Source organism: Thalassoglobus sp. (genome assembly GCF_048270125.1).
Lineage (GTDB): Bacteria > Planctomycetota > Planctomycetia > Planctomycetales > Planctomycetaceae > Thalassoglobus.
Map to the genome: position 1 here is coordinate 54,123 of NZ_JBLWTN010000019.1, position 26,228 is coordinate 80,350.

Here is a 26,228-nt window from a genome sequence, read left to right on the forward strand (position 1 = left end):
AAGCAGTTGATTTGAGTGAATTTCACAAGCAGAATGTTCTCACTGAATATTTGAGGAAACTCATTGATTTAGAGGCGATTTTGGAAAGACCGCTCTTGCTGGATTCTTCGGGGGCGCTGGCAGGAGGACTCTTCTCTTCGGAGAATTTCTCCACGATCGTCTTCAACGATCTTGTGAACTTCGACTTTGGCGATTCGAGCACAGCTGGAACCCCGCAGTTCGCACAGAGATTCATAAGTGAAGGGTCATAAGGAATTGCAAATTGCACTTTTCGTCCCAGCATGACCTCTGCTTTGTCAATCGGGATTTGAATTGGCATCCCCTGGAAATTTGCAACCGGAATCACTTTTTCCTGACCCGTCCCCATCGATTCAATTTGCTCTAGCTGCTGCCTTGCGTTGCAGATGCTGGGGAAGTCAGGTCGGAACAGAAGAAGAATTAATTTCGATTGCTCTAACAGTTTGGGATGATTCCCGACTTGTCGAGGCGAACCTAAGTCAAAGACCAGGTTCTTGAAGAGCTCTCGACAAAGATCCGTAAACTGATGAATCATCTCGATGTCGACCGCCGGGGCGTTTCCAGAAGAATTCCCTGCTGCAAGCAACGACACTCCTGATGAGTGGTTGACGACAGATCGTTCAATGAGATTGTGGTCAATCCCTGAGCTGTTTTGACATAATTCTCGAATCGTATGCGTCGGCTTCAGGCCTAAAAGCTTATCGAGATCCCCACCCTCTAAGACCAGGTCAATCAAACCGGTCTGAGATGTTTCTGCGATGAGAGTGGCAATGTTGACTGCGACGGAACTCGTCCCGACTCCCCCCGATGCACCGAGAATAGAGATTACGTTGCTAGGCTTTTGAGTGATGCCATGACGTGTCTTGAGATTCTTAAGAATCTTCTCCAGTTGGTCTTCGAGATCGCGCTCAGTATTGAGGAAATCGTCGGCACCGCTATGGAGGAGTTCGATCATCACCTCTGGTGAGGCGACAGCTCCGACAGCAACCACATATGTGTGAAGTGCCAGCTTCAAGAAGGATAAATCCCCCTTAGCGCATTCTAAATCATCACTCAATACAAGAAAGAGAACATTGAAGTCACCTTCGGTGCTTTGTTGTGCTGTGATGTTGTGGGGACGTTGGAGATGGACGCAACTTTCAAGAAGTTTTGAATTATTTAAAAGTGTTTGAAGCTTGGAAGTGACCCAAATATTGTCGCTAACTAACAAGGCCTTCACGACGCCTCCCTTCGTTTGTAGCCCGATAAAATTTCATCTTTCTCCACTGGTTGAAGTCGACCCTGCCCTAAACTTATTCCTTATTTCCGAACGAGGCTTATTTTTTTGATACAAAATGTCATTTTGTTCAAATTCGTTGACGCCCTTTAAAAAACACTCATTTTAGACTTACGCTCAGACGAATTTCCCAACGCATCTCTTGTCATATTTGTCGCTTGCGTCAATCAGATTGATTCATGCCTACCCACCCAGACGAGCCCTGTTTTCGCTGATTATTACAACGATAAGAGAGGTGTTTCCAAACTTGAGAACTCCCGATTCATCAATTTGAGCGGGCTGAGAAACCGTAATAGTTGCTCACTGTTGTTGAATCTCAACGTGTTGAGAGTTTGCAGCGCGTTGAGAGTTCGCAACGTGTTGAGAGTTCGCAACGTCGTGATCAAAGTTCCAGAAGCCTGCCTCGACAGCGTTTTGCGAATAGTTGTTTGAAGCTTGCCGCTTAGCGAACTGTCTCTCAAGTCCTGAGGATGACATTGAAGGACATGACAAGCATTGAAGCTGTTCATGCCAACCGTCAGATAGAGCACCTTCACCCTCTTATCACGATTTATAAAGCGATGAACTGCACGACGCTGATCGTGATAAAGGAGTTCGAAAACTCTCATGGAAAAAATTTGGAATCGCGAGAATTTCAAAATTCAAACCTTATGCGTTTATTCTCGATGATCACTTCAAAATCCGGTGAGTTCAGCACCCTTGAGGTGCGTCAATTCAGCGTCTCAGAGCAATGTGAAGTGTGAGCTGAAATGAAAAACTTCCCAGCCGGTTTTCTCTCCATTGGTGACTTACTCAGTGTTTTTACTGGTTTTGCGAGTCAGAACCAGAGAGTTGAGCACTTGTAGGACTTACCCGAAGGGACGTAGGGATCACCCTGCAATTGAGCCAAAACTGAAAGCATGTTTGACAAATCCAAGACATAGTTTTTGTGTCCCGGAGAGGGAATGACACAACCCAACACGAACAGTTCCCTCTTCTTTCATCGTTAGTTTTTGTGGCAAACCTGGAGTTAGAATTATGAGCATGATCTTCAATCAACTGTTGTCGGACGAAGCTGGATTCATTGTTTCTGCTGAGCTGGTCCTCGTAGCGACTGTTCTGATTCTCGGACTTCTTGTAGGTCTGAGTGAATTGGCGCTCAACATTACGAGTGAACTCGAATCCGTCGGCTCTGCATTTGGGCACATCAATCAGGGTTATGTCATCCAAGGCCTTACCGGGCATGTCGGAGAAAAAGTTGGTCACGTCTTTGAAGACATTCCCAGCTTTTGTAGTGACCAAGGTGACATTGTCTGCGACCTCCTGCACCCGTAAGCAAGCTTGAAAGATGACGGTCGCTGCGAGCCATCACCTGAGAATTCGTCTATGGATCTCTGCAATGAGTAATCTCTTCAGAGTTCGAGAAAGCAATTCAGGTAATCGGATCAGTTCTTCTCATCTTTCGTGAAGTCCACTCTCTTAGCTGCTCTCACAAGCCGGCTGAATGGCAATCGCCTCTCAGTCGGCTTTTTCGCTTGGTTCAAGTAATTTCGTCAGCGAGTGAATCGAGAGTGAGGTAATGTTTCCTTTCTCAGGGCAACACCGTTAGTTGAAAGCATTTTGAATGCCTGACGTGCCCACGGAAATCAGATTTGCGATTTCGGAGACTGCTTCCTGTATGAAGCAGAAGGTGAGGGCCGATGCAGGCCAATGTTGGATTTGCTTTAGAAGAGTAGCTACTGATGTCTGAATTGAATCCCGTTGTATATGTCGTCGATGACGATCTTCAGATGAGGACCTTGGTCCGGAATATCGTTCAGTGTCTGGATCTTGAATGTCAGACATTCGCTTCTGCGGAAGACTTTCTTGGCAACTACCAGTCAGGATCTGGCTGCATCATTACAGACGTGCGGATGCCAGGTATGGATGGTGTCGAATTATTGGAAGCGTTTGGTCAATTAGGAATTGTGTTGCCCTGCATTCTAATCACCGGGCATGGAGATATCCCGCTGGCAGTGAGAGCAATGCAGTCCAACGCTGTCGATGTGATCGAAAAACCTTTTCAAAATATTGTCCTTCTGAATGCAATCCAACGCGCTATTGAGCTTGATCAGAATAACAGGCAGCAGAAGGAAAATGCTTTGGCCGTCTCCCGTCGACTCGAGCAATTGACGGAACGTGAATCTGAAGTTTTAGAAGGAGTTCTTCAGGGGCAGTCAAATAAGCAAATGGCATTCAACTCGAATGTCAGTGTGAAAACAATCGAGGCACATCGCAGTCGAATGATGAAGAAAATGAAAACTTACTCAGTTGCTGAGTTGGTCAAACAAGTCACTGAGGCCAGATTAGAACTGAAAAAATAACACCAGCAGGTCACTCCACTTCAAATGCATGATGCATCACTTGAAGGGAAGATCTATGAGACAATTTTAAGAATTTCCTTCGGAACCCATCTCCGCATTGGTTTGGATTGGTGTCGATCACGACGTCGAGATTCGATTGAAATTACCTGAAATCTCTCTCGTCCGACCAAAGTGAGGAATCGACCATGGCCATTCCGGAATCAACTCAAGATGCTGACCTCTTCCAAAATCGAGGTCTCGATTTCCTGAACGAAATCTGCGATTTAATTTTGGATGGCGCTATTAATGGTCAATGTCCAATTTCGCTTTTTGGAGAAGCTCTTTCAAAACTGCAGATCCTGCATTCTCATTTGCAGTCCGGAATCTGGATGTGGAACCCATCGAGGAAAGTCTGGGAGATGCAAGTCTCCGGGGGCAAGAAAGTTTCCGCCAGTCTTCCTGAATTTAATATCGAGGACGACAATCAAAATTTGACAGAATCTTCGGACTCCCACTTCTTGCCGAAGGTCAAGCAATTATTAGCTGAGCGATTTCTCCCTTTTGTGGCTGAGACAGAACAGATCGTTCTTGAGGCAGCTCCAATCTCCAAACGGTCAGGAAACAATGATTTCCTGGTTCTTTGGGGAAGGTCTGAAAAATTGAATCAAGGGGAACTTTCTAATTGGGCAAAGCAACTGGGGAAAACATTGTTTCGGGCGATGAAAACAATTGAGGAAATCGGAACGGCTCAACAATCTGAAGCGATTTGCTCCGCTCTCTTCCACACGTCCCCCATGGCAATGATTTCAATCTCGACTCAATATGAGTGCCTCAAATGGAATCCCGGTGCGGAACGAATGTTTACACAGCCGAATAGCAAAGTGCTTGGAACAAAAATCAGTTTGGCAACGAGCGACCATCAAGAAGTATTAGACACGTCGATCCATCGCAGCGTCACAAACAAGTTGCCGAGTCAGTGCGAAATCATCTGCTCGACAGCTGAAGGGAATGAGTTTCCGGCCAAAGTCTCCATTGTTCCGATTCTCTCATCCGCTCAGGCTGTCTCTGAAATCATCTTAATGATTCGCGATGAAAGTGAGATTTCGGCAGTTAAGCAAGGGCTTCGTGCCCCAGCGGCTGTTTGTTCAATTCTTTCAAAAACACAGAACTTGCAAGACGTCTGGTTAAGTCTCTTGTCAACGATTGGGAGAGCACTGAATTTCCATTCAGGTTCGAGATGGATACGGACTGACGCAGACTGCCTTTTTGAAGCGACTGATGAGTGGGCCTCGGACAATAAACAATCAGATTCAGGGGCTCGCAAAGTCGAATTCCCAAGGTCCGAGCTCAAAAAACTCCTGGCAGGAGAAATCTACTGGCATCATGATTCTGGAGGATTTCGATTTGAGAATCTGAGTCTTTCTGAAAGCATGGGGCGATTGCAAACAGCCGAAGTGGTGATTCCGTTACTGCATCAAAATGAAGTCCATTCCATCCTCACTTTTGAAACACCATTCGAACCTGCGTTAAGGTACGGTCAGACTGAGGCACTTCGAACAATCCAAGAAATTCTGAAAGCTTCAATCGCCAGTGAACAGATGCTGCTGACCATTGAAGAACAGAGAGAGAACCTTCGTCAAACGAAGAAAATGGAAGCTTTAGGAGTCATGGCTGGTGGGATCACTCACGATTTCAATAATTTATTGACTGTGATTCTTGGGAACACCGAACTCGCGATGTACGGTTTAAACCCCGGTCAAGGAAAATGGGATCTGCTCAACGAGATCCAACTGGCAGGTCAGCGTGCTTCCTCGTTGACGAAACGGTTTCTGGCTTTTAGTCGCAAACGAGAGAGCGAGCCTGCCTGTTTGCACTTAAGCAAAGTCATCTCAGGCATGTCTCCAATGTTGCGGACAATTCTGGGGGACAATATCGCCCTCGAAACAAATTTTGAGCCGGGGTGCTATCCCGTGCTATTAGATCCCGTTGAGCTTGAACAAGTCGTGATGAATTTGACAGCCAATTCTCGTGACGCAATGCCCGATGGAGGACGTTTCACAATTGGCCTCTCCAACGAGGAGTTGAGGTTAGGCGATCTCGACTTACATCTCGGAGTGCAGCCAGGAGACTTCCTCAAGATGAGTGTGACCGACACAGGAACCGGGATGTCCGAACAAACGAGATCTCGAATATTCGAACCCTTCTATACCACGAAAAACGTGGAGCAAGGTACCGGGCTAGGGCTGGCAACCGTTTACGGAATTGTCAACGGAGGTGGCGGATTCATGAACGTGACCAGCGAACTCGGCTGCGGGACAACCTTCGACATCTACCTTCCAAGAACATCGGTCGGCATCGCTCCAAGCTATGTTCAAGAAAATGTCTCTCCATTGTCTGAAGGGTCAGGAACAATTCTTGTTGTCGAGGACGAAGAAGTCCTCGGCAGACTGGTTTCGCGGATCCTTGAAGTAAAAGGGTATCAAGTTCGACTCTTCCGTCATGGGAAAAACGCGATTGAGCATTTGAAAAATCACCACAAGGAGATCGACCTCATACTCACTGACGTCATGATGCCAGGGATGTCTGGTTCAGAAGTGATTCAAGAAGCAAAGCGAATCAATTCCAGAATTCCAATCCTCGTGATGTCGGGATACAACGATTCTGAAACACTTACGGAGCAACTCCTCAGCTTGCCTCCAATCCTCGAGAAGCCGTTCACCGGAGCCTCGTTAGTCCAGGCAATTCAGAGGGTGCTTCAAAATGAATCCACGGATTCTACAAAGTCTTAATCTGAATCTTGGAGACTCTTTGCGATGCCCGGGCGATTTCGCAGTGCAAAGGACGTCAAGTTTGATCCAGAAGGTACTCAAGGCGGACAATAAAGATTCGCACGGACTCCAACGAGACGCAGCTCTTTCCGAACGAGCCGTTGATGCGGAATGTTCAGCATGCCAATTGGATTCACCCGCGTCGGCACGGGTGTCTTAACAGTTTCTTCTACTGATCCATGCTGTTTTTCTACGTTACTTATCTACTTGATCAGTTTTTGCAGCAACTGTTGAGTCGGCGTACGGAGATTCATCGATGACCGTACCGCTCCATTTGGGAACCTGTTTTCGGTGGGCGGCTCGACCAATCATGTGGGCTGCTACCGGAGCCGTCAGGAATAGAAATCCGATGATCAGAATTGTCACGGTGGTCGTTTCCATGTCGGCGAAGCGCATGGCGACCGCGAGCAGTGTACAGCCAACGCCCAGAGTCGCACTCTTCGTCGCACCGTGCATGCGTGTGTAAATGTCCGGCATGCGAACCACGGCAATCGACGCCAGCAAAGCGAAGGAGGTTCCAGTGATCAGCAGGAAGATCGTTACGATATCGCTCATTGGTCGGTCTCTCGTTGCAGGTACCAACAGAAGCCGATGGTTCCGATAAAACTGAATAATGCCGCGACCATTGCGACTCGCAGGAAAATCACGTCTCCAGTTTCGATGGCACTGACTGCAATCAATCCCACAAGTAATGTAGAGGCAAGGTCAAGTGCGACGACACGGTCTGGCAGCGAGGGGCCAAGTATCAAACGTATGAACGTAAACCCGAGTGAGACCACGAACAGCACGAGTGAAACCTGAACTGTGAGGCTCAACCAGCTGGTCGTGGCGAGCGTCGGCAGGAGTGAAGTGGCACCAGGTGTGAAGATGTTCTGCATCATCGAATCAACTCCAGTAATCGCCGTTCAAAGCCGTTCTTGATGCTGTCACGAACGCTCTCGGGGCTGTCGACAAACATGGCATGCACATACAGCGTACGTTTGTCGTCAGACACATCAAGGCTCAAGGTTCCCGGTGTCAGCGTGATCAAGTTTGCCAGCAAGGTAATTTCCCTGTCGGTTTTTGCGTCCAGCGGCACCGCGATAATTCCCGGTCGCATATACAGGTGTGGTGTGATGACGTCATAGGCGACTCTGAGATTAGAGAGAATCAATTGCCAGAGAAAGAAACCAGCAAATCGAATCGCGATTGGTAATCGTTGAAAGTATCGAGACCGCCCCATCAACGGTTGTGAGAACCACAGGACACAGTAGCCAAGAGCGAAACCGATTGAGAGGCTTGGCAAGGAAATCTGTCCGTTTGCCAATGCCCAGACCAGTGCCAGAAAGATGTTGAAAAAGAAGTTGAGCATTAGTGTGTCTCTCCGCGTGGTGATGGTAAAAGTCCATGCGGCTCGGAGGTCGAGTCGTCGATGAGAAGATCGCCTTCTTTTTCTATCAAATATTGGTCTGGCAGTACGGCCTGTATATAAATATCGGGATCGAGAAGCTGCTCGGCAGTTGCCATCGAAGCGTTCATCACCGGACCTGCCATCACGCCAATCCCCACTGTGATTGTGACCAGAAGGAGAGTCGGACCGAATAAGCTGAATCGCTCAAACATAGTGTAGGGATTCTGAGAAGTCTCCGTCGCGGCATCTTCAGGGGCCGGTTTCCAAAATGCTTCAGCCCAAATTTTCGTCATCGAGAACAGAGTCAGGAGGCTCACGGCTAAGGCCACAACCACGATGGCATAGCCTTCCGCTTCCAGACCACCTCGGATCAGTGTCAGTTTGGCGAAGAACCCCGAGAGCGGTGGGACACCAGCCAGCGACATCGCTGAGAGGAAGAACAGCGTGGCCAACACGGGTGCGGATCGATACAGACCGCCGATTTCTGCCAGACGACCTGTTCCGAAACGTCGTTCGATAATCCCGGCCATCAGGAACAAGTTCGTTTTCACAACGATATGGTGAATGATGTAAAAGATGGACCCCGCCAAAGCGAGGGGAGTGTACAGTGCCAGTCCCATCAACATGTAGCCAATTTGGCTGACAATATGAAACGACAGAATACGGCGAATTTCACTTTGCGCCATCGCTCCGAGAACGCCAGTCACCATTGTCAGACCAGCGATGAGCAACAGCAGGTTGTGTGTAAATTCCAGATCGGTCACGAACAACAGAGTGAATGCTCGAATGAGCGAATACACTCCAACTTTCGTGAGTAGCCCGGCGAAGATCGCTGAGACGGCTACAGGTGGCGTGTGATACGAAGCGGGTAGCCAGAAGAACAGTGGGAACACGGCCGCTTTCGTTCCAAATGCGATCAGAAACAGCATCGCCAGAACGGAGACTGTCCCGTCATCTGTAAAGCTCCGCAGTTTCACAGCGAGGTCCGCCATGTTCAGCGTTCCGGTGGCGGCGTAGATCACCCCGATGGCTGCAAGAAACACTGCGGAGGAAATGAGATTCAACGTGACGTATTTAATGGCACCTTCCAGTTGCCCCCGTTCACCTCCGAGCGTCAAAAGCACGAACGACGCAATCAGCATGACCTCAAACCAGACATACAGATTGAACAGGTCGCCTGTCAGAAACGCTCCACACACGCCCATCAGCAACAACTGAACGAGTGGATGAAAACCAAAATCGACACGACGGTCATCAATCATAACGAGAGAATAAATCGACACCGCGAAGACCATTAATCCTGCGAGCATCACCATGATCGAACTCAATCGATCAGCCACAAGCGTGATTCCAAACGGAGCAGGCCAAGCTCCCACCTGTAACACGATCATTCCATCTCGGTCGACGAGACAGATCAGCGCAGCTGCAGATAACATCAGCAGCGTCGAACCAATCACGCCGATCACTTGTTGAGCGGCAATGGACTTCCAGACTAGCAGCAGCACTGCCATCGTGGCCAGGGGCAACACGATTGGTAGAATAATGGCAACCTGTTCAATCATGTGTCGGTCGCTCTCAGTTGGTCTAAGTCATCGGTTCCAAGAGTTTGGTACGTCCGATAAACCAGGACGAGGGCAAACGCCAGGACTGCAAAGCTGATTACGATGGCGGTCAGGATCAGAGCTTGGGGCAAAGGGTCAGCGACGTTTGTGAGAGGCTGCGTTTCACCAGCTGGAATCACCGGCACATGACCACGAACGATTCCACCTGCGGTAAAGATCAACAGGTTGGCAGCGTGGCTAAGCAGTCCGAGTCCAATCAACAATTTCACGACGCTACGACGCAGCATCATATAGATGCCTGCCGCATACAATCCGCCGACTGTGATGGCTAAAACAATTTCCATGTGTCCTATTCTTCTAGAAGCGAAAAAATAAAGACGACAGTGACTCCCGTCACAACGAGATAAACTCCGAGATCGAACAACAACGGCGTACCGATGTGCAGTTCTCCCAGACCGACCGTTGTTGCTGTCGTCCACAAACCGGTGAGGAATGGGCGACCTGTCAGTAATGGTGCTAGTCCGCTACTTAGTGAAATCAATAGCCCTGAACCGATCAGGATACGAGGTGACACACGAAGCATTTGTCGCGCGGCTGATGCACTGTCGATGATCGCGTACAGAGCAATTGCTCCGCTGACCACGAGACCGCCGACGAATCCACCTCCCGGATCGTTGTGTCCACGCAGGAATAGGAACACCGACGCAAGTAGAAGTAACGGCAACAGGAACCGAATGGCAGTTTTCAGGATCACTGAGTCCATTGTCACACTCCCTCCTGATCGGGATCGGGACTGAAACCGGTCGCGAGTTGAGCCGTGTGGGTATCAGTCATCGTTGAATCATCCGAACTTTCATCCAGTGCAGCCTCGATCTCTGTTCGTTTGGGCGGTCGGAGCATCAACAGCGAATAAACACCAATTGCTGCAATCGCCAATACGGTGATCTCACCCAGGGTATCTAACGCACGGAAGTCCACGAGAATCACGTTGACCACGTTTCGGCCATGCCCCTCCGTAACACTATTCGCGACGTAGTACTCAGAGACCGGACGATCCGCACGAACAGTCATTGCAAACATCAGTAACGCTGAGATTGTCGCGCCGGTCACAATGGCAATCAGGGCATCGCGCCCCCGTGTTCGGTTAGAAGAGAGACGACGAAATTCCGGGAGTCGCGAGAATGCCATGACAAACAGCAGGACGGTCAGCGTTTCGATTACGAATTGCGTCATCGCCAAATCTGGAGCCCCAAACAAGACAAAGATGCCCGCGACGCCAAAGCCAACAATCCCGAGTGACCCGACCGCCAGCAACCATGTTTTCGCTCGAACTGCTGCGAACGCCGCAGCTAGAATCAAACCGACCAGCAGGACTTCATGGACACGATAATCGAGAGGCGTTGACTCCAGATTTGAGAAGATTTTGTCTCCCAGTGCTGTCCATACACTGAAAACAGTGATCCCGATCATCGTGTACAGATAAAATCGCAGGTAACCGTTTTGCAGGATCGCAGTTTGCCCACGTGCGAGTTGGTTGACGCTTTTTAAAAGCCAGGCATATATCCACGAGGGCCCATACTGAATGACAGGATTAAGCTTCGCATAAATTCCTTCCAGCCGATGTCGTTGCCAGTACAACGCGATTCCGCCAGCCAGCGTCAACAACGACAGCAGCAGAGTTACGTTCACTCCATGCCATAATGCGAGATGTACTGGGACTTCATGTCCCGTGACAGCATGGCTTCCAGCGGCCAACAACTCGCTGATACGTGCTGGCATGAGCCCCAAAAGTAAACCTCCGATACCGAGACCGAGTGGCGGTCCCCACATCGCTGGACCACCTTCATGAGCCTTCTGAGTGGCATCGGTTCGTTGAGCGAAAAATGGTTTGATGCAGACAAGTCCCACAGCGGCGACTAAACCAATGTTGGAGAGTATCGACGCGGTGAGGAACGGAATTTCGGCCAGATGACCGATCGCTTCGTACCAGGTTTCCTTTGCGACAAAGCCGAACGTAGGCAAGACTCCCGACATTGAAAACCCAGCCAGGCAAGCCGCCACAAACGTCACTGGCATCGCCGACCGCAGACCTCCGAGCTTATGAATATCGCGTTCATGCACGGCGTGATCGACCGCTCCGGCGACCATGAACAATCCACCTTTGTAGAAAGCATGAGCGACCAGCACTGCCAAAGCGGCGGTCAAGGTTGCTTCAGTTCCAATACCCAGAAGCATCGTGAGAGTTCCCAGCACGCTGATGGTGGCATACGCCAGAATTTGCTTCAGGTCTGTTGCTCGCAACGCCAGGACTGCACCAAGAACCATGGTGATTGTGCCAACTGGAACAATCATCCAGAACCATTCTGTCGTTCCCCCCAAAACCGGATGGAGCCGTGCGATCAGGTAGACCCCTGCTTTGACCATCGTTGCCGAATGAAGGTAGGCGCTAATCGGTGTGGGAGCTGCCATCGCATTAGGCAGCCAGAAATGAAACGGAAACTGAGCCGACTTCGTAAATGCTCCGATCAGGATCATTAACAGAATTGGAGCATATAATGAGTGTTGACGAATCGCTTCAGCGTTGCCTGCTAGAGTCGAAATCTCGAAAGAGTTCCCGACCACTCCGAGCAGAAGCAGCCCTGGCAGAAGTATCAAACCGCCACCTCCCGTAACTAGCAATGCCTGCAAGGCAGAGGCTCGGGATTCAGGACGATCACTGTTGAAGCCGATCAGCAGGTAAGAAGTGATGCTGGTCAATTCCCAGAAGATGAACAGCGTCAGCAGGTTGTCAGCAAGGACGAGTCCCAGCATCGCCGTCATAAAGAAGAGCAACAGCATCCACAGCCGCCCGAGACGGTCATCACCTTTCAGGTAACCTCCTGCATACACCAGAATCAGCGCACCAATTCCGGTAACCATCAGGCCGAATAGCAAGCTCAGGCCATCCAATCGCAGCGACACCGCAAGGTTCAGTGTCGGGACCCAGTCAATGTAGGCTGAGACCTCCTGTTGATCCATGACTGATGGCCACAGTTTCAGCAGGTAGGTAAACACCCCTGCCGGAACCAGTGCGAGACACCACCCTCCACGTGAACCGATAAGTCGGTTCACGGCTGGGGCTAAAATGCCAGCGGTCAAGATGACCAGTAACCATAAAAACATCAGCAATCCTGAAAAGACTTCTGCAACAGTTTGCACAGTGTTCGCAAGCGAGCCGTTAAATGCAAGTCTGATTCGTTGACAGTTGCAAACATTCTTCGCTGATCGATCGAGTTAGAACGTCATGTCGTAGCGGGATTGTAGGTTTCAGTACATTTTTGTGTTTTCTCACGTCCGCAAATTACGCGTTTTCAAGAAAAAACACCTCACTTCCACCAGTTCGTCGGAAGCTCTGACAGTATTACCTAGAACCAGTCCGGAAGCTTGTGGAATCGTCATTTTTCAGTGCCTGAAAGTGCGAATTCAGGCATTTCGCTCACCAGTTCAGAGTTTATCAGAGCAAATGAGTTAATCTGTGAGAGTGAATTCCAGCGAATCGGTCCCGTCACTGGAAATATTCGCCTGAAGGTCCGTCGAAGCTACGCTGCCGTACTTTTTCGGAAGGAAGGATTCTTCCTTTGACCCCACTGGAGGGCCATTGGGATCTTTAGGGTTGAGGATTGTTTCCACGCTCCGTTTGACCACGGTGACTTGATAGTTTCCCGGAACGGCTCCGTCTCCGTCGTCAAAAGTTGTGAGTGTAAACGTCCCATCCGCTTCAGTGAGAGCGAAGGCAGCCGGATCGGTGTTCGAAGCTGGAATCAGGTTGACCTGTGCCCCTTCGACAGGAGTTCCATTGTAAGTCACTTTTCCTGAGGCGGGGACAGTTTTGGGGCGAGCCGCTTTAAGCGGGTCTGTCTTTCCTCCACATGCGGATAAAGTCACTAACATCGCAAGTGAAATGAGAGCTGAGTATTTCATGGTCTTTGAATCTTCCAGTTGGGTGACAGGTCGCAGTTGTCTGGTCGCAGTTGTCTGGTCGCAATTGACTGGTCACTGTTAAGGCGACTGGTCACTGTTAAGAAAGTTTTTGTGAGCCAACTGTTGACTGCGTCGTATGGAACGCACCTCAACCGCACATGGCTTGCACATGAGTCAGGATGGCGAGCAACTTGAACAGGACCGCAGGGGCAACCCCCAACGGTCCTGTTTTCTGAGTACGATGCAGGGAGGGGAACTCAAACTAGAATTCGCCTACGACCTCGCCACCGGATCGAGAACCTAATGCTCCCCAGACGCCGTAAGGGCTTGGTCCGCTGATGTTCCGAGCATTCACTCCCAGGTTTCCTGAGTCGATATTTTCGCTAATGAAGCGAACACTTCCGTCACCGAGCAACACCTGAGCACCACCAACGTGGCGACTGCCAGATGAGTAGATTCCCGGTTGGTTCTCATGATTGTTTTGTGTACAGGAAGGTGAATTGATCGGAAGGATTGTCGTGACACCCGAGACACCTGCACCACCGTCAGCCCAGCGATCCCCTCCAAAGTCTCGGAGAGTCGAACCGGTGATATAAGCACGATTAGAAGTGCTGTACATCGCTCGGCAGTCGTTCGGAATAATGGTTGTGTCTGAGAACGAAGTTGCAACTGCGACCATTCCGATGTCGTTCGATCTTTGCGGGAAAATTCGCTCTGCCATCAGAATCGTATTGCTCGACCCGTCGGTAAGGCCTCGCAGACGTATGCTGCTGTTCACACCGAAGACGCCACGTGGATTTGTCGAGAGGACATCAGCACTGTCTCCAGCACTGAAAGCGTAACTGTTGTTTCCAAGACTATTGGTTGAAATGTGTAGTCCATCAGATGGGCAAAGCAATCCAGGGATCTTAGCTTGCCACGGAGTGTAATCTGAAATCCACGGACCGGGACCGAACGGGTTATATGTCACTCCGTTAATGGTCAGACTGCCTGAGATCTGGTTATAGAGTGGAGCCTGATCAATATAAGGGAGTAGACTAATCATTCCACTGCCGCGACCCCAGTTCGAGGTGCTTGAACCCGTATTTGTACCACCAGTTCTGTAAGGAAATGTATTGTGCACGTCATGGTAGTTGTGCAACGCCAATCCCAGTTGTTTCAAGTTGTTCTTGCACTGCGTTCGACGAGCTGCTTCGCGAGCCTGCTGGACCGCTGGTAAGAGTAATGCCACCAAAATTGCGATGATCGCAATCACAACCAAGAGTTCGATCAAGGTAAAGCCACGATGCTGGCGACGATTTTTTTTCATGATTTCCTCTAATTTTTAAGTTCAGTCACATCAACGAACACTCATGTCGTTGTCTGTTTATTTGTGTTTCATGCAATATTTAGCTCACGCGAATTGTTCGCATGCGAACTAATCAATGTTAAGGAAGCGTGAAATTACGTCAACTGGGGAATCGCTGATATTACAGCCGGTTCTCACATCAGACATTTTTTATTGATAAAAATCATGTGATATGAGAAGCAGCTATAAGCTATTGATATTTCAAAATCACGAAATATCCAGTCCCTCAGCGGGATCTAGATCGGATTATCCATGCGTAATATTCGATTCGTGTTCCGAGTAGGGCGATACTAAGGCGATATCAGTTACGTTCCTTTCTTCGGGAACTGCAAAACCAAATCGTAGGAAGCATCACGGAACGCTGCTGCGAGAGACTTCTTCAGCCCAATTGCTTTATCAAATTCTCGCCTCGCAATTGCTGCTCAAACGCGCCGCGTGAAAATTAATTTCCAAGGGCTGGTGAGGATGAAGTTCCGAGAAAAATCGCTTTTCCTCTGGAAGTTCATGTCGGTCTTCGTGCTCGCGAGAAGTTTGATTGATTCAAACAATTCAGCGCATCACGAATCCGTCTGGAGAGACATATGGTGATTAGAGCATTTTTCGAATTGGTTTGCAGGATCTGCCTCGTGGCGAACAGCATTTTACTAGAACTGGTCCTGAAACCTGATATTGCTCACTCAAACGTTGAGACAAGCGGCTATTCCAGAGGTTTTCGGACTGGTTCTAGAGAAATGCGTTCTTCACGGGCACACGGTAGAGCAAACTGCTCTAGTTCGGACCGAGACTGCTAAGCGGATGCAGAACAACAGTTCCTGGCACGCATCGAACAGTCTGGGAAACCGAAATGATGCTTCCGGTCGTCAGTGTCGATCGCGAGAAGCATTGAACGAACTTCAGTAACTGATCGAAGATTCCCTTGAATCTGCTGATCAGCTCAGCGTTTGTGTCATCGTTCCAATTATACGGCAAGTCGTGATCGACAATCAACAGGTGCGGTAGTTTTGTAACAACGTCCAGCCAAGCGTTGCCCGCAGTTTTGTTGATTACGGAAACTGTCGCAGATTGACTTCCGTAGCGTCCAATAATTCTTTTAGCGAGGCCTCTATTTTATCAGTGGAAGTTTCAGGACCGAACCACCAGTCTCTCGAACAGACTAGCAAGATGTTCCAACCTGAATTTTACAAATCCAGTTGCCAATTTTTTTCTTGGTCCCTTGCTACAGAGGATTCGGCAAGACGTTCTCCGTTGCATGCGGTAAGAGCCATACTCCCGGCTTATTTTGAGTCTGTTCGTTCAGCAGTCCAATCAGGGAGATTCTGTCTCAAGGACGAAAAACAGCTGACCGGAAAGTTTCCGATCAGCTGTTTCACTTCTTAGCTATTGTCGATTGATCTGCTTTGCCAGACCACCTCAGTGCGATAGGGCGATTGTCTAGTTGCGGGGCGTTGCAGCTGGTTCGGCGGCTCGATTTGGACTCTGACCACCAGCGGGAACGACAACTCGTCCTTGTCCCTGCGCTTCTGCGTTCGTTCGAATGATCGCACCCGGAGGAGTTTGGGGACGCGCTGAATTCTGAACAGCAGTGTTCGCCTGAGCTTGAGCGCGTGCTTCGGCTGTCGAAAACGCTTCCAACATCCGCTCATTTTGATCAGCCTGAGCCAACAGGGCAGCGTTGCCTTCGACTAAAGCACGGTCACGAACTGATGCAATTTCCGCACGTCGCTGACGAACAGCGGTATTAATTGAAGCATCCAGATCAGCCTGGCTGCGGAAGATGAGTCCGACACCATTTTGACGGCGAGCTTCGACGTCATTTCCTTGTTCTGCGGCGGAAGCTTCAGTTGAATTTCGTGTCGACTGCGCAGCAGAGGCGGCAGCCGATGTTGCTGCGCTCAATCCTCCTGACAAGTTACTTTCTGCTGCGACTTGCTGTTTAAATGGGTTGTACTTCCCAAAGACCACGTCTAGGTGTGTCATTTCCTGGGCGTTGACAATTACTGGAATCCCGGGTCGGTTGAGAGAGAGTACGGCAGCACCATCCGCTCTCATGTTTTGACGGGCTAAGAGACCTCCTGCAACACCCTTCCCAGCACCAGTCTCTGTGCGCATTTGGGTGTTTGTTTGAGCTCCGACTCCCAGACCGAGCCCCAAATTGGAGTCCAACCGTAATTGAGTTCCGGTTTGCACCCGTTGTTGATTTTGAGCCTGAACTCGTTCTTGCGTTGCTGCCTGAACTTGTTGTTGCAATTGAGTTTGCAATTGCTGCTGGACTTGAGCTTGAACCTGTTGCTGAACTTGTCCTTGAATCTGAGCATGAACCTGCTGCTGCACTTGTGATTGGACTTGTGCCTGAACTTGCTGTTGAACTTGCTGTTGAACTTGAGTACGTACTCGCTCAGTCACATTTGCAGCGACGCGAGCACTTTGATTTGTCTGTAACCCCAACTGAGCTTCAGCCTGCGATCCAAGTGTCGCTGCCAGACCGAAGACTAAAATGAGTCCTGTTGTATGAGACATCTTCTTCATCAATTGAATTCCTTTTCTGATGATTTGAAAATTTCCGAAATTCAGACTTTCAGCCATTCTTGTCGCTTTTGGCGTATCTGGATGTCGCAGAAAGCTCGTATTGCCCAAACGATTCGCTCTATTTATCTTGATCGAAGACAGTATCAGAAGCGAGAAAACAGGAACAGATGAATTTAAACTGGGCTGAAACAAACGTTCTCTACCAATATTTCAGAACACTATGGAGCCAAGGTGGACCAGAGTCCCAACATCTGTTTGCCGCTCGCGTTACTGCTAATTGCAGGAACCTTGTGGTTGCCAACTCTGAATGCCAGTGAAAGTGGAGATCCGATTGAGGCATATCTCCTCAAACGTCTCGATGAAAATCCGTCTCATGCAGACAGTTGGAGGTTACTGGGGCGGGTCTACCAAAAACGCGGCGACATCGCCGGTGCCAAGCAGGCTTTTCAAAAGTCACTGGACAATGACCCGTATTCTGCAGCTGCTTTGTTCGACTATGGGCAGGTTATTGCCGATGAAGAAGGTCAACAGGCAGCATTTTCATATTTTCAGAAAGTTTACGAGATTGCCCCGGAAAGTGACTACGCAAAGCAATTACGCGAACTCGGTATCCCTGAACCACAACAATCCAGCGAAGCCATCAACGCGGTTTATGAAGTGCTTACCCCGGAAGAAATCCTGCAAACCGACTATCAAATACAGCGATTCGATGAATCAGAAAATCTAGAGCGTCGAAATCGCGAGCTGAATCCAGTTGTTCAAACCGATGACGATCGATTCCGATTCTTCCTTGAAACGGGCGTGCTTTACAACACGAATGTAACATTAGCCCCAATTAGCCGCCAACTTAGCAGCATTGATGCTAAAAGTTTCCAGGGCTTTCTAGCACCTGAAGCAGAGTGGATCGCCTATCAGGGAGAAAAGTGGCGAACGGGGCCTTTGTTTCGGGGGTACTTTACACTCAATGAGGAAAACTTTAAGGCGTTCAATCTTTCGAGCTTTCAGCCAGGAGCATTCTTAGAAAGAGATCTGGAGTGGTGGGGCGCGACTCATATTCAACGATTTGAATATACACAGTCTCATGATTTTTTTGACGGTGAGAAGATTGGGCTAAGGCACTCTGCGACTGCGTCCATCACAACGATACTTCCAAGTCTCGATGCGTTGTACTGGTATGTCACACCGAGCTATTCGACTTTTGATGCACCAGTGGCAAATCCTTCACAAGACTCTCTGGATGGATTCGGCCTAACTTTCGGGATGAGCCGTTTCTTTCGCACGAGCCTGACATGGCTGCCAACCTGGAGCCTTGGACCTGACTTGGAATGGATCAATACCGAAGGAGATAACTACCGATACTTTGGCGCCAAAGTTCACGCTGATGCCACGATCCGCCTGCGGGAGAATCTCGACTTTATTCCTTCAGGAAATATCGGATTCCGAGCGTACCCGGATTACGCTAGTGGAGGCGACCGAGACGAATTGGCGTATCGACTCAGCTCACGTTTGCGGTATCGATGGTCCGACCACATTTCGACTTCGCTAGTCCTCAACTACGACCGCTTCGCCTCAGGCAATCCGAACTTCGATGCCGAACGATTTGAGACTGGCTTTGTCACGACGTTGTTATATTGATAGCTGCAGGCCAAGCGACGAATCGAGTCCTGTCGTGTATATGAAACTAATCGGCAGGCACAACGAGTCCATCATGCGTTTGGATATCTCTGACTTCAAGCACGTCAAGTAGACAACGCCTGTATGCCTCTGTCGTTTCAATACACTTCGAATCATCTGCAGTTTGACCACTCGAAGAGGCGACGCTGGGTGGCCAACTCGCTTCGGTTTTGATGGTCGATGTGGCAAACTTCTGATTAGAAGTTTCATCCGGTGAGCCGATCAGATCTCCGTCTCAGGGCGAGCGTGGTTGCAACATTGCCGACGCAAACTGTTACAATCGCGGCCCGCCTCCCATACCTGAGTCCGATGCTGGTGCCTCACATGATTCCCGGAAGATCCTTCTGGCTGATTGTCGCTTCGATCGTCGTCTTCTCCCGTTTCAGTCTCGGTGCAGAATACATTGGTGGGGCAAAGCAGCTCTTTATCGATGATCGCATTATTGATTCGCTCGGTGGTGCACAGCGTGTCTTCAAACAGGCGGTTAAAACGCAGCCGCTAGTTTCAGCGAGCACCGGCTGGGAGACGAAACGATCTCTCGCTTACCCGACTGTGCGGCGGGAGGCAATGAACTCCTGGAAAATGTGGTACCGTGCAGCAAGTCCGATGGGCGAACGGATCATCTGTTATGCGACTTCCACTGACGGCATCACTTGGACGAAACCAAATCTCGGGATTTACCCGCATCACGGCGGCAACAATAACATTGTTCTGATTGGTAAAGAAACGTTTTTAGATACGCCCAGTATCTTTCGTGAAGACGACGGATACTACCTATATTGCATTGAGGGTGATGTTCGCTATGTCGTGTATCATTCTTCAGATGGAATTCACGATTGGAAGCGGGCTCCTCGTGGACTGCACGCTGACCACGCCCGCATCATTCAGTCAGGCACGAACGCTCCAGCGCCGCACAATTTTGATATTTGTCTCGCAGTGTTTGATCCATACCGCGATGACTACATCTTCCATTTCAAGGTCGCCCACCGGGAACAGTTATTCGGTCCGAACGACTGGCAGCGGAAGTTCTGTCAGCATCGGTACTCCGGCAGCCTCGCCACCATCCAGGACATGCCTTTTCCACGAGTGACTCCCCGTCATGAACTTGCAGATAGAGAGGATGAATTTGTCGAACCGGGAACACTGCGGGCGGAGAACTATGGTCTGGGAATGTATCCGCAGGAAGACGGCAGTGTGATTGGCTTCAGTTGGCTGTTCAGCATTGACGGCCATAACGGTCCTGTCAGCAAGGGCGGAGACGGGACAAGTGACGGCTTCTGGCACTACGGCCCCGTCAACGTCATGCTCGTTTACACACGAGATATCAACGGGCCATGGCAAAGGCCGACCAGAACACCCATCTTGCCCCGTGGCCCGGCGGGTTCATGGGATTCAGGGATGGTCCATACAGCAAACGCTCCGACAGAAGTGCCCAAAGCTGAAACCGCCGGCGCCGCTACAGACGAAATCTGGTTGCACTATGTAGGCGCCAATCATGTTCACAATCGTAATCCTTCCGAAGGAGAGCGGGATCACCAAATCGGGATCGCAAAATGGCGGATCGATGGATTTGCCGCACTGGAAGACACGGACGGAACGGAAGACACCATCATTACCAAAGCAGTCGTCTACCGTGGCAACCAGCTCACGCTGAATGCCGATGTCAAAGCGAATGGCCACATCCGTGTGAAGCTTATACGAGTGGGTGATGGCACCGATCTTAAAGGCTGGTCGGATCCCGTGAGCGGCAACCGACAGAATCATGTAGTTCGGTGGAATGGCGAAGATCACATTGGAAACAGCGAGGGCGAAGAAGTGGCCCTTAAAATCAGAATCAATAATGCATCGCTGTATTCACTCAAGGTCACCACCGACGCAGTACCGCCAGATCGCGACGAGAGCAAACGCTGAAGCGAATCTGGTACAGAGAGATTAAAATACCGCTGAAAATGATGCCGGTCGACGATAGCCCAAGCCGATGGTTTTGCTCGGACCTCCCTCACTTCAATACAACAGTGTCACGATACCTGAAACTCTTGACAGTTCGGAACACGATGGAGAAACTCCGGGTTTCAGTCGCGGCTGCCAGCAATACGATCGCGCAATGCAACAACTTCACTTCACTCGATCAGAATATCGCTCTCCTGGCAAAGCAGCAGAGCTGAAGAAAGTACTCAAGGCGATTCAGACAGCCTATTCACAACAGGTTGATCCAGTCGAGTTTCTCGCTTCCATCGGTAAATCCAAACGGGCGAGCCACGAAGACCCCGATTTCCGAACGGTCCATACGCAAGCCCCGGACCTGTCGCCTTACCTGTTGCATTCACCGGTGGACTTACGGACAAATGTGAGAGCCTCGGCTTATGTGCCGATAGAGATCGCTCAACAGTTTTCAGAGACGTCCCGAATTGGCTTTTCGAGAAGACTGCGAGTGAGTCCGTCGGATAAGAAATCTGAGTTCGTTGTGGGGCTTCGATACGCGGGCTCTGACATCCATTTTCATTTCGGAGTCTCCCTGAGTTTTTTTCAGGAGGACATCCCCAATTACTGGCCGGTGAAGGATCACCCAAACTTCTGGTTCGTCGTGGCAGATTGGTACAACCAGGAGCTATGGCCAGCACTTGGATATGGCGGGGAGATCACAACGTCGGTTGTCGAGAATCCATTCTTTCAACTGAAGCATACATCGAGTCATCGGTTTCGAGATGATCCCTCGGTGAAACTGCAAGGTAAAGGGGACCCGTATCATGAGTTCGCTTTGCTCGTAGACAGCCTGGAGAGAGCAAAGGACCTGTTTGACGCAGCTTCCTCGATCGGCAAGCAGAACGAGAACTTAACTCTGGCGGTACGTTTTCCGGATAAGAAGATCTATGCAGGTCAGCGGAAATTGTTGAAAGAGTTCTCCTCGGGCTGGTCTTGCCGAGTTCGAGCCACGTTTGAGAAAACCAAAGACCCGTTTGATCGCCCCAGTCGCATCGTAGCAGGCGATCCTCCCCAGTGGACGTTGGCATCGTCGCTGTACGGTGGTGAGTCGTTCGTAAACATTGTCCACCAAAAAGAAGGGAGCTTTCTCGAATTCTGTTCCAATCAACCCCGAGAAACCGTTGAAGCGTTGTGGGCAGACACTGGAGAAACAGTTGAATGGTGGACGGCGGAACCAGCCGCCCGCTGGAGATGATTCCTTGTGACACAGTCAACGAGAAAGTCTCATTCCAGACCTCCAAGCGACTTGGCGACGGCGGCGAGCGTTCATCCGCTATGAATGAATTCTTCCCTCCCCGAGGCGGTCTCAATCCGAACCGCGGCTTCATCGAACTAAGTGCCTTTCGTGCCAAGAGGTTACGGCGATTGCCGCATGTCGAAATATTCAAGTGGAACTCCATTGCGGACCAAATTCGGGTCGAGTCGACCGCCAAGAAGCCGAAACGCGACCGCATACGATTGGCGTTGAAATACAAGGCATTATTGGACAGCGGCAGGTTTGCATCACGGGCAGTATTGGCTCGGCATCTGGGAGTAAGCCGAGTCCAAGTGACTACATCGTCGACCAGCAAGTTGTTGCAGGAAAAAGAAACCACCTGATAGCGCCCGGAGTCAATCTCGCACGATAGGGATTAGGTGGAGTGTCAAGCGGTCACCAGATGTAAGGCTTCTGGAGAATCTCGGTGTCGCGAGCCTTATTGCAGTCGTTTTTGGGGCATCCTGAGCAACTGAACGCAACCATCAATGGATGCAAAACCATAAACATCAATCGTTTGCGGGACTCGAAGACAGCTCCAAACGCTGTGAGAGCTCTCACAGCGTTCGGAAATGCCTGACCAAGGATTCTAATTTATTATTTTGGTAGTATGAGTTAAGCGAGCAAGCCAGTTTTCCGCGTTGGTACGCCGGTAAAAGTTCATTTGGACCAGGTATTTCAATCGGCAAACGGGAGCATGCCCGGAAAACAGTTAGCCCCCTGTGACGCGAAGACAAGATTGTCTTTCACTTCTTGACCCTGCTCGCCCGCGTGCCGTTCTGCCCTGGACTTCTGTGTGAATTATCAACGCCACTCCCCTCGGTGGCTGACAGGCCAGTAGCGGCGCGTCAGCCAACCCCCGTTTGGTTAACGCCACTATCTCAAACGGCGTCCCTTACCCAACATTCTGTCGAGCCATCGCCCGGAACAGGCGCGCTGGAATAGCGTGCAGAAGTCGCCAGACGATACTGATGGGGCGGCTCCCTTCGTGAGAGACGTATTCGCAAGGACCGAGAAAATAATAAGGAGCCGACAGTCCTGATGGCAGAGACTTGGACTCACGAACGAACAGCAGCGGTGTGTAACCCATATTTCGGTGATTGATATACCGCTGCCCCGTCGGGGATTCAACAGACGTGTTGCTCTGAGATTGCCAGTGGAATTGATCGTGGGAGATCAAATAGTCCTCGTACATGGTTGTCGGCGAGTAGTCCTCTTCGGTCTTCTGCAACGTAACGAAGAACGCATCAACTTTCGTTCCGGGAATGTGCAGCACGCCTTCACGCTGGTCGGGGCGGCGATCCAGTGACCAGTGCCCAAGTCCCACCAAAACTTCATCCCGTGTGTAGGCAGCGTGGATTGTCAGAGGACCAGCCACATTGGGAACACGGCCAGCATGATGGGTGGGAGCAATGCGCAGACGATATCGGAGGACCGCTCGTAGGTCTTCGATCGAAGCCTGGTTTGACTTCAACTGTTCCACGGCGTTCTCCAGCGTCCATCCTTTACCATCATTGCCCCATAGACCGACTTGAAGCATCTCTCCAAGAGTTTCGTCTTCCGAGTTGTCATCAAGCATTTCCAGCCACTGACGAATTTGGTCGGCACACTCGACGTGTGCAATTCGACGAATTCCCTTCGCGAGGCGTTTCTCGTCAGGATCACTCGGAGGTTCCGTCAGTCCAGCGTCAGCCAGAAGCCGGGACCACAGACCGCGCTTCAGCAACTCATCGAGGGTCGTGTCAAAATAATCCAGTGTTTCTTCGATTGTTGGAACTCGATCGAGATATCTTCCCAGATCGCGGAGGCTTCTAACCATTCGAGGCCGCAGGAGCCGAACAGATTCTCGAACATTGTCCAGCACACGCTGTTGTGCGACTCTCTCCAACTGAATCACACAGCCACTCGGCAGATGGGGAAATCCATGCTCGATCTCGCGATCGAGTCGGCCCTCCGGTTTAGTGCTCAGGGCCCTAAATCGTGAGGCGAAGCGGAACTCACGGCGCTGAGCACCAATGAAATCGAGGACAGTCAGGCATTCCTTTTCTTCGTGTTGTCGCAGACCACGTCCTAGTTGCTGAAGGTAGACTGTCAGGCTCTCGGTTGGTCGCAGGAAGAGCACCGTGTCGACTTCAGGTATGTCGACACCTTCGTTGTACAGGTCGACTACGAAGATGAAATTGATTTCGCGGTTGCGGAGTTGGTCCTGGACTGTGCGACGCAGGTCCTCAGGTGAGTCGGACGTCAGCGCAGCCGACGGCACTCTATGGTGGTCAAAGAATCGAGCCATAAATTCAGCATGGGCTTTGCTGACGCAAAAACCCAGTCCCCGCGTTTGCTTGGGATTGAGCAGTATCTGGTGGACCTTATCCAAGACAAGTTGTGCGCGGACATCGTTTCCCGTGTAAAGGTTATCGAGCTCCTCAACTCGATAACCGCCACGCTGCCAGGTGAGTCCATCCAAGTCGACTGCATCGGAGACACCGAAATATTGGAACGGACAAAGGAGTCGGCGATTGATCGCATCAGGTAATCGGATCTCTGCGCTTGTTCGACCGCCGAACCATTGTAGTACGTCCAATTGGTCGGACCGCTCGGGAGTGGCGGTTAGTCCTAACAGAATTTGAGGCTGAACATGGTCTAACAGCTGTCGGTAGCTCGGCGCGGCCGCGTGGTGGAATTCGTCAACGACGATGTACTCGAACGCCTCGGGATTACGCTGTGCCAGATCACGGGAGTTGTAACTCTGGATCGAGCAGAATAAGTGATTCTGCTGTTCTGGTACGCTCCCGCCGACTAGCAGGTCGCCAAAATTTTGATCTCGCAAAACTCCACGGAATGTTCCGAGAGCTTGTCTGAGGATTTCTTCCCGATGGGCGATAAACAGCAACGATGGTTTGCGACCGAGTTCTCGGCAAATGCGAGCGTAGTCGAAGGCTGCGATCATCGTTTTGCCGGTTCCCGTCGCGGCGACGACCAGGTGTCGTTGCTTCTGCTGAATTTCTCGCTCAGCCGCCAGGACATCAAGAATCTCCTCCTGGAACGGATAGGGTTTCAGATCGAACGTAACCGCAATGTCAGATTCGGTTGCAATTGCTCGTTCACGACTGATCGCCTTACGTAGTCGCTCCGGTGCGTCACCTTGGTATGGTTGAAACTCGTCATCCTGCCAATACGTTTCGAATGTCCCAGTAATCTTGCTCCAGAGGTAGGGCAGTTCGTAGTGGCTGATCTTGGTTGTCCATTCCAGCCCCTCTGACAAGGCGGCGTTTGAAAGGTTGGCCGATCCAACGTAGGCACTTCCGAAACCAGTCTCCCGGTGAAACAGATAGGCCTTGGCGTGCAGCCGGGTCCGTTTCGTGTCGTAGCTGACGCGGATTTCTGTGTTCGGGAGTTCACTCAGTGCATCGATCGCCTTAGGATCGGTCGCTCCCATGTAACTCGTGGTGATGACCCTGAGCCGAGGGCCATCCTGCGCCACTTCTTCGGTGAGTTGACGGAGATCGTCCAGCAGAACTCGGAGCCCGCTCCAGCGAATGAATGAGCAGAGGATGTCGACACGATCAGCTGACGCGATCTCTTTGCGAAGCTGACTCCCGAGGCTGGGGTCGAGACGCGTTCCCGTAAGTAAGGCAGACCGAGCGAGCGGAGTGTCTGGACGGTCCAGTTCGGAATCATGCGGCTGAGTATGGACCGCCAGCAGCCTTCGCAATGGCGTGGCAATGTTGAGGTTGTGTGTCCAATTTTGACCGAGTTCCTCAGTCAATGTGGTGACGATTCTCTCAACCAGTCTCTGTTGCCGTTCCGCCGCTTCCCCACCCCGAAAAGTTGCGAGACCGGCGGCAAGGATATGCTCCAGAAACTGAGCAATGGCTGTGTGAGCATCTTCCGCATCCACCGGCGCGACAGTGTACAACCGCGGATCGGTCATTCCCTCCAGGTCCTCCTGAAGGGCCAATGTTAACAGTTTCTCATACAGGCCCGGCTTCATCGTCTTTTAACACTCGATTACCGCACAGTGAAACACATGGCAAATGAACCAAATCCACTCACCGTTAAATGCTATGAAGTGTACCTACAACAGTTG

General features: G+C 50.5%; 20 protein-coding genes and 1 pseudogene. 8 read left to right on the forward strand and 13 right to left on the reverse strand.

What is annotated here, in order from left to right:
* Positions 1 to 22: 22 nt before the first annotated feature.
* A complete protein-coding gene (locus ACN0YR_RS17985) occupies positions 23 to 1,237 on the reverse strand; it encodes an AAA family ATPase (protein WP_417850624.1) in 1,215 nt (404 codons plus the stop codon).
* 533 nt (positions 1,238 to 1,770) lie between these two features.
* On the opposite strand from ACN0YR_RS17985, the gene ACN0YR_RS17990 reads away from it, so the two are divergent.
* From ACN0YR_RS17990 to ACN0YR_RS18005, 4 genes are all read left to right on the forward strand, one after another.
* Positions 1,771 to 2,037: a hypothetical protein gene (locus tag ACN0YR_RS17990; RefSeq protein ID WP_417850625.1), complete on the forward strand. Its 267-nt coding sequence runs from the start codon at positions 1,771 to 1,773 to the stop codon at positions 2,035 to 2,037.
* Between the two features lie 274 nt (positions 2,038 to 2,311).
* A complete protein-coding gene (locus ACN0YR_RS17995; protein WP_417850626.1) occupies positions 2,312 to 2,608 on the forward strand; it encodes a branched-chain amino acid aminotransferase in 297 nt (98 codons plus the stop codon).
* Between the two features lie 407 nt (positions 2,609 to 3,015).
* Entirely contained in the window at positions 3,016 to 3,636 is a 621-nt protein-coding gene (locus ACN0YR_RS18000) for a response regulator transcription factor (RefSeq protein WP_417850627.1), read from the forward strand.
* A 185-nt stretch (positions 3,637 to 3,821) separates the two neighbouring features.
* Positions 3,822 to 6,404, forward strand: a complete 2,583-nt coding sequence (locus ACN0YR_RS18005; protein WP_417850628.1) for a response regulator — start codon at positions 3,822 to 3,824, stop codon at positions 6,402 to 6,404.
* Positions 6,405 to 6,638: 234 nt separating this feature from the next.
* On the opposite strand, the gene mnhG is transcribed toward ACN0YR_RS18005, so the two are convergent.
* The 10 genes from mnhG to ACN0YR_RS18055 all read right to left on the reverse strand — a co-directional run bounded on the left by mnhG (position 6,639) and on the right by ACN0YR_RS18055 (position 17,229).
* Positions 6,639 to 6,998, reverse strand: coding sequence for a monovalent cation/H(+) antiporter subunit G (mnhG, locus tag ACN0YR_RS18010; protein ID WP_417850629.1), 360 nt, complete (start codon positions 6,996 to 6,998; stop codon positions 6,639 to 6,641).
* Positions 6,995 to 7,324: a monovalent cation/H+ antiporter complex subunit F gene (locus ACN0YR_RS18015; protein WP_417850630.1), complete on the reverse strand. Its 330-nt coding sequence runs from the start codon at positions 7,322 to 7,324 to the stop codon at positions 6,995 to 6,997. The genes mnhG and ACN0YR_RS18015 overlap by 4 nt, the downstream gene beginning before the upstream one ends.
* Positions 7,321 to 7,794 carry a Na+/H+ antiporter subunit E gene (locus ACN0YR_RS18020; RefSeq protein WP_417850631.1) on the reverse strand — a complete coding sequence of 158 codons (474 nt, stop codon included), beginning with the start codon at positions 7,792 to 7,794 and terminating at the stop codon, positions 7,321 to 7,323. The genes ACN0YR_RS18015 and ACN0YR_RS18020 overlap by 4 nt, the downstream gene beginning before the upstream one ends.
* Positions 7,794 to 9,395 (reverse strand): Na+/H+ antiporter subunit D, encoded by a 1,602-nt coding sequence (locus ACN0YR_RS18025; protein ID WP_417850632.1) that lies wholly within the window; start codon positions 9,393 to 9,395, stop codon positions 7,794 to 7,796. Before ACN0YR_RS18025 ends, ACN0YR_RS18020 begins: the two co-directional genes overlap by 1 nt.
* Complete coding sequence (locus ACN0YR_RS18030) at positions 9,392 to 9,739, reverse strand: Na+/H+ antiporter subunit C (RefSeq protein ID WP_417850633.1); 348 nt, start codon at positions 9,737 to 9,739, stop codon at positions 9,392 to 9,394. The genes ACN0YR_RS18025 and ACN0YR_RS18030 overlap by 4 nt, the downstream gene beginning before the upstream one ends.
* A gap of 5 nt (positions 9,740 to 9,744) precedes the next feature.
* Complete coding sequence (locus ACN0YR_RS18035) at positions 9,745 to 10,158, reverse strand: Na+/H+ antiporter subunit B (RefSeq protein ID WP_417850634.1); 414 nt, start codon at positions 10,156 to 10,158, stop codon at positions 9,745 to 9,747.
* A 2-nt stretch (positions 10,159 to 10,160) separates the two neighbouring features.
* Positions 10,161 to 12,557: a putative monovalent cation/H+ antiporter subunit A gene (locus ACN0YR_RS18040; protein WP_417850635.1), complete on the reverse strand. Its 2,397-nt coding sequence runs from the start codon at positions 12,555 to 12,557 to the stop codon at positions 10,161 to 10,163.
* A gap of 345 nt (positions 12,558 to 12,902) precedes the next feature.
* Positions 12,903 to 13,355 (reverse strand): carboxypeptidase-like regulatory domain-containing protein, encoded by a 453-nt coding sequence (locus ACN0YR_RS18045; protein WP_417850636.1) that lies wholly within the window; start codon positions 13,353 to 13,355, stop codon positions 12,903 to 12,905.
* Between the two features lie 262 nt (positions 13,356 to 13,617).
* Complete coding sequence (locus ACN0YR_RS18050) at positions 13,618 to 14,664, reverse strand: DUF1559 domain-containing protein (RefSeq protein ID WP_417850637.1); 1,047 nt, start codon at positions 14,662 to 14,664, stop codon at positions 13,618 to 13,620.
* 1,470 nt (positions 14,665 to 16,134) lie between these two features.
* A complete protein-coding gene (locus ACN0YR_RS18055; RefSeq protein WP_417850638.1) occupies positions 16,135 to 17,229 on the reverse strand; it encodes a hypothetical protein in 1,095 nt (364 codons plus the stop codon).
* A 231-nt stretch (positions 17,230 to 17,460) separates the two neighbouring features.
* Between ACN0YR_RS18055 and ACN0YR_RS18060 the strand changes: the two are divergent.
* A pseudogene (locus ACN0YR_RS18060) lies at positions 17,461 to 17,796 on the forward strand (tetratricopeptide repeat protein); the annotation flags it as partial.
* A 315-nt stretch (positions 17,797 to 18,111) separates the two neighbouring features.
* On the opposite strand, the gene tilS reads toward ACN0YR_RS18060, so the two are convergent.
* Positions 18,112 to 18,234 (reverse strand): tRNA lysidine(34) synthetase TilS, encoded by a 123-nt coding sequence (gene tilS, locus ACN0YR_RS18065; protein ID WP_417850664.1) that lies wholly within the window; start codon positions 18,232 to 18,234, stop codon positions 18,112 to 18,114.
* 993 nt (positions 18,235 to 19,227) lie between these two features.
* Between tilS and ACN0YR_RS18070 the strand changes: the two genes are divergently transcribed.
* The 3 genes from ACN0YR_RS18070 to ACN0YR_RS18080 all read left to right on the forward strand — a co-directional run bounded on the left by ACN0YR_RS18070 (position 19,228) and on the right by ACN0YR_RS18080 (position 22,485).
* A complete protein-coding gene (locus ACN0YR_RS18070; protein ID WP_417850639.1) occupies positions 19,228 to 20,814 on the forward strand; it encodes a hypothetical protein in 1,587 nt (528 codons plus the stop codon).
* A 193-nt stretch (positions 20,815 to 21,007) separates the two neighbouring features.
* Positions 21,008 to 22,081: a hypothetical protein gene (locus ACN0YR_RS18075; RefSeq protein WP_417850640.1), complete on the forward strand. Its 1,074-nt coding sequence runs from the start codon at positions 21,008 to 21,010 to the stop codon at positions 22,079 to 22,081.
* Entirely contained in the window at positions 22,045 to 22,485 is a 441-nt protein-coding gene (locus tag ACN0YR_RS18080) for a hypothetical protein (protein ID WP_417850641.1), read from the forward strand. The genes ACN0YR_RS18075 and ACN0YR_RS18080 overlap by 37 nt, the downstream gene beginning before the upstream one ends.
* 551 nt (positions 22,486 to 23,036) lie before the next feature.
* Here ACN0YR_RS18080 and ACN0YR_RS18085 read toward each other — a convergent pair.
* Positions 23,037 to 26,132 (reverse strand): DUF3427 domain-containing protein, encoded by a 3,096-nt coding sequence (locus ACN0YR_RS18085; protein WP_417850642.1) that lies wholly within the window; start codon positions 26,130 to 26,132, stop codon positions 23,037 to 23,039.
* Positions 26,133 to 26,228: the final 96 nt, after the last annotated feature.